The organism is Serratia sp. (in: enterobacteria) (assembly GCF_046715635.1).
Classification (GTDB): domain Bacteria; phylum Pseudomonadota; class Gammaproteobacteria; order Enterobacterales; family Enterobacteriaceae; genus Chania.
Genome location: NZ_JBKJYW010000212.1, coordinates 1 through 4,894, shown reverse-complemented (window position 1 = coordinate 4,894; position 4,894 = coordinate 1). Strand labels below are relative to the sequence as shown.

3 protein-coding genes are annotated in these 4,894 nt (G+C 53.8%); 2 read left to right on the top strand and 1 reads right to left on the bottom strand.

Going from position 1 to position 4,894, the window contains the following annotated elements; all coding sequences use genetic code 11:
• The first annotated feature begins 409 nt into the window (after positions 1 to 409).
• On the top strand, positions 410 to 2,473 hold the full coding sequence (gene ppk1 / locus ACLQ7H_RS10615; RefSeq protein ID WP_021807129.1) for a polyphosphate kinase 1: 2,064 nt from the start codon (positions 410 to 412) through the stop codon (positions 2,471 to 2,473).
• Between the two features lie 10 nt (positions 2,474 to 2,483).
• Positions 2,484 to 4,043, top strand: a complete 1,560-nt coding sequence (gene ppx / locus ACLQ7H_RS10610) for an exopolyphosphatase (protein WP_411752625.1) — start codon at positions 2,484 to 2,486, stop codon at positions 4,041 to 4,043.
• A gap of 179 nt (positions 4,044 to 4,222) precedes the next feature.
• Here the strand turns inward: ppx and ACLQ7H_RS10605 are convergent.
• The coding region (locus ACLQ7H_RS10605; RefSeq protein ID WP_411752624.1) for an EAL domain-containing protein at positions 4,223 to 4,894 on the bottom strand (672 nt) is incomplete at its 5' end.

The window sequence follows — 4,894 nt, the reverse complement described above, 5'->3', positions numbered from 1 at the left end:
AACAGCGGTAAAACCGAAAGCAATAGATAGACAAAGATCAGCATCAGCGTCATCAATACCAGCAGCCCGCTGACGGTCACGGCCCCTTGTACGCCACGATCAACGTGCGCACGCAGGCGATCCCGGGGATGTTGGTTAAGCGTTGTCTGTGCCATTTGCCTGTCGTCGGTTCCGTTGTCGGGCTTGCGCCCAAAGATAACCGGGCATCTTATGTCAGTTTTGTGACGTTTGCATGACAAAGTTGCCGGGGCCATGATGGAGGAATAACAATTTGCGGCAGGCAATGCGGCGGGATAACTCCGCAGATATGTTGGACATTGTTGTCAATCTCTCGCAATAATGAAGCAGGACACTAGAGCGGTATTCGGCGATAAGTCCGATCCTTTTCTAAAATTGAACTGGAGTAGCAATGGGTCAGGAAAAGCTCTACATCGACAAAGAATTAAGCTGGTTATCCTTTAATGAACGCGTGTTGCAGGAAGCCGCAGATAAGAGCAATCCCTTGATTGAGCGCATGCGGTTTCTGGGCATTTACTCCAATAACCTGGATGAATTCTATAAAGTCCGTTTTGCCGATCTGAAACGGCGCATCTTGATCAGCGAAGAACAGGGTTCAGGTGGCGCGTCACGTCATTTGCTGAAAAAAATTCAGGCCAAGGTGCTGAAGACCGATCAGGAGTTCGACAGCCTGTACAACGATCTGCTGCTGGAGATGGCGCGCAACCAGATCTTCCTGATCAACGAGCGTCAGGTGTCGGAGAACCAGCAAATCTGGCTGCGGCAATACTTCAAGCATCATTTGCGCCAGCACATCACGCCGATCCTGATCAATCACGACACCAATCTGGTGCAGTTCCTGAAGGACGATTACACTTATCTGGCGGTGGAGATCATTCGCGGTACGCGCATCGATTATGCGTTGCTGGAAATTCCTTCCGACAAAGTACCCCGTTTCGTCAACCTGCCGCCGGAAGCTCCCCGCCGCCGCAAACCGATGATCCTGCTGGATAACATCCTGCGCTATTGCCTGGACGACATCTTCAAGGGCTTCTTCGACTATGACGCGCTCAACGCCTATTCGATGAAAATGACGCGCGATGCGGAATACGATCTGGTGACCGAAATGGAATCCAGCCTGTTGGAACTGATGTCGTCGAGCCTGAAACAGCGCCTAACCGCCGAACCGGTGCGCTTTGTGTATCAGCGCGATATGCCTAATGAGATGGTGGAACTGCTGCGTAACAAGCTGGGGATATCCAACTACGATTCGGTGATCGCCGGTGGCCGCTATCACAATTTTAAAGACTTCATCAGCTTCCCGAACGTCGGCAAAGCCAATCTGGTTAACCGCCCGCTACCGCGCCTGCGGCATATCTGGTTCGATAAATTCCGCAACGGCTTCGATGCCATCCGCGAAAAAGACGTGCTGCTGTACTACCCGTATCACACCTTTGAACACGTGCTGGAGCTGCTGCGCCAGGCATCGTTCGATCCCAGCGTGCTGGCGATAAAAATCAATATCTATCGGGTAGCTAAAGACTCGCGCATTATCGAATCGATGATCCATGCGGCGCATAACGGCAAGAAAGTGACCGTGGTGGTGGAGCTACAGGCACGCTTCGACGAAGAGGCCAACATCCACTGGGCCAAACGTTTGACCGAGGCCGGAGTGCACGTCATTTTCTCCGCACCGGGGCTGAAGATCCACGCCAAACTATTCCTGATCTCGCGCCGTGAAGGCGACGATATTGTGCGCTATGCTCATATTGGTACCGGCAACTTTAACGAAAAAACCGCCCGTATCTACACCGACTACTCGCTGCTGACCGCCGATTCGCGCATCACTAACGAAGTACGCCGGGTATTCAATTTTATTGAAAATCCGTACCGGCCGGTCTCCTTCGACAACCTGATGGTTTCGCCGCAGAACTCCCGCCGCATGCTGTACGATCTGATCGATCGTGAAATTGCCAACGCACTAGCCGGTGAAAACGCCGCTATTATGTTGAAAATAAATAATCTGGTGGATAAAGGGCTGGTAGATCGGTTATATACCGCTGCCGCTGCCGGCGTGAAAATCCGTCTGTTGGTACGCGGCATGTGTTCGCTGATCCCCAACCTGCCGGGAATCAGCGACAATATTCAGGTTATCAGCATCGTCGACCGTTATCTGGAACACGATCGGGTGTACGTTTTCGAGAACAAAGGTGACAAACGGGTTTATCTCTCTTCCGCCGACTGGATGACCCGCAACATAGATTACCGCATCGAGGTAGCAGTATCGCTGCTGGATCCGGCGCTCAAGCAGCGCGTTCTGGACATTCTGGAGCTGCTGTTTAGCGATACGGTCAAGGCCCGCTATATCGATAAAGAACTGAGCAACCAGTATGTACCGCGAGGCAATCGCCGTAAGGTCCGTGCACAGGTGGCCATTTATGAGTATTTAAAAGCTCTGGAACAACCGGACAACTAGGCCAGCCACTATGCCGCTAAAAAGCACTGCAACCAATAATAAGCCACAGGAAATCGCTGCCATCGATCTTGGCTCGAACAGTTTCCATATGGTGATCGCCCGCGTCGTTAACGGCGCCTTACAGGTGTTAGGCCGTTTAAAACAGCGGGTACACCTTGCCGATGGGTTGGACAGCAACAACGTGCTCAGTGAAGAAGCCATGGAGCGGGGCTTGGCCTGCCTGGCGCTATTTGCCGAGCGGTTACAGGGTTTCCCGGCGGATAACGTCACTATAGTGGGTACCCACACCCTGCGTCAGGCGGTGAATGCCGAGGTGTTCCTCAAGCGGGCGGAAAAAGTGATCCCTTATCCGATCGAAATCATCGCCGGGCAGGAAGAGGCCCGTCTGATTTTTATGGGGGTCGAACATACTCAGCCGGAAAAAGGCCGCAAGCTGGTGATCGACATCGGCGGTGGCTCCACCGAACTGGTGATCGGGGAGGATTTCGAGCCTCTGCTGGCAGAGAGCCGCCGCATGGGTTGCGTGAGCTTTGCCCACTTGTTCTTCCCTGAAGGAGAGATCAGCAAAACCAACTTTAAGCGGGCACGCCTGGCCGCCGCACAAAAATTGGAAACCCTGGCCTGGCAATACCGCATCCAGGGCTGGCAATATGCCTTAGGGGCATCTGGTACCATCAAGGCCGCTCATGAGGTTCTGGTCGCCATGGGTGAAAAAGACGGTTTGATTACCCTTGAACGGCTGGAGTTGCTAGTCGAGCAGGTGTTGCAGTTTAAAAATTTCAGCGCCCTGAGCCTGCCTGGCCTGTCGGAAGATCGTCAATCGGTGTTTGTGCCGGGGCTGGCGATCCTGTGTGGTGTGTTTGATGCGTTGGCGATCCGCGATCTACGCTTGTCTGACGGTGCCCTGCGCGAAGGCGTGCTGTATGAAATGGAAGGCCGCTTCCGCCACCAGGATATTCGCAGCCGCACCGCCAAAAGCCTGGCCGATCACTATAATATCGACCGCGAGCAGGCCAAGCGTGTGCTGGAAACCACCGAGCTGCTGTACGCCCAGTGGATGGCGCAAAATACCAAGCTGGTGCAACCACAGTTGGAAGCGTTGCTGAAATGGGCCGCCATGCTGCATGAGGTGGGGCTGAGCATCAACCATAGCGGCATGCACCGCCATTCCGCCTATATTCTGCAAAATACCAACCTGCCAGGCTTCAACCAGGAGCAGCAGTTGCTGCTGTCGGCGTTGGTGCGTTTCCAGCGTAAAGGGATCAAGCTCGAAGAGTTACCCCGCTTGAACCTGTTCAAGAAGAAATATTATCTGCCGCTGATCCAGTTGTTACGTCTGAGCACCCTGCTTAACAATCAGCGTCAGGCCACCACCACGCCGGAAACCCTGCGCCTGGCAACGGATGATAATCACTGGACGCTGCGCTTCCCGGCGGGCTATCTGACGCGGAACAACCTGGTACAGCTCGATTTTGAGCGTGAGCAGGAATACTGGAATGACGTGGTTGGCTGGAAACTGGTGATAGAAGAAGAAGGTGAGCAGGACGCAGACGCAAAACCTGCGGCGTAACCCCTCACCCCAACCCTCTCCCACAGGGAGAGGGAGCTGACCGGAGTACTTAGTTGGCCTGTGCTGCTTCGGTAAATACGGAGTAAGAAGAACGAGGATGGGGTATGGCGCAGAAAAATCAGCGAACTCGATCGGTCCCCTCTCCCTGTGGGAGAGGGTTAGGGTGAGGGGCCATTCTCTCAGTCAGACTCTTCGTCTTCCGCCAGTTGCACCATCGGCACTAAAGACGCCAGCGGCTGCGGTTTACCGATAAAATAGCCCTGCATATAATCCACGCCCAAGCCTTTCAACGCATCGCGCTGCTCGGCCGACTCGACATATTCCGCCACAATCGACAACCTTCTCATCAGCGCCACCTTACAGATTGACGCAATGATTTGGTAATCCACCTTGCTGGTCAGCATATCCTGCACAAAACTGCCGTCGATCTTCAAGATATCGACATGCAGCTCTTTCAGGCGATCGTAGGTGGCATAGCCGGTGCCGAAATCATCCAGAGCGATGCGGCAACCCAATTGGCGCAGCTCTTTGAGCGAGTTCTTGGCATATTTTACGTCCTGCACCAGATGAGACTCTGTCACTTCCAGCACCAGTTGATAAGGCTCAATCTGGTATTGCCGCAAGGCATCGCGCACGTCTTTGCACAGGCTCGGGCGACACAGCGAGGACGGTGACAGATTCACGGCAAAGCGCGCGCTAGGCATGCCTTCACGATGAAGTTGCATAAACTGCAAGGTTTGGCGCAGTACCCACATATCCAACTGGTAAGCTAAACCAAACTCGTGTACCACCGGTAGAAATTCGTTGGGGGGAATGACGTTACCGTCATCATCCAGCATACGCAGCAGGAT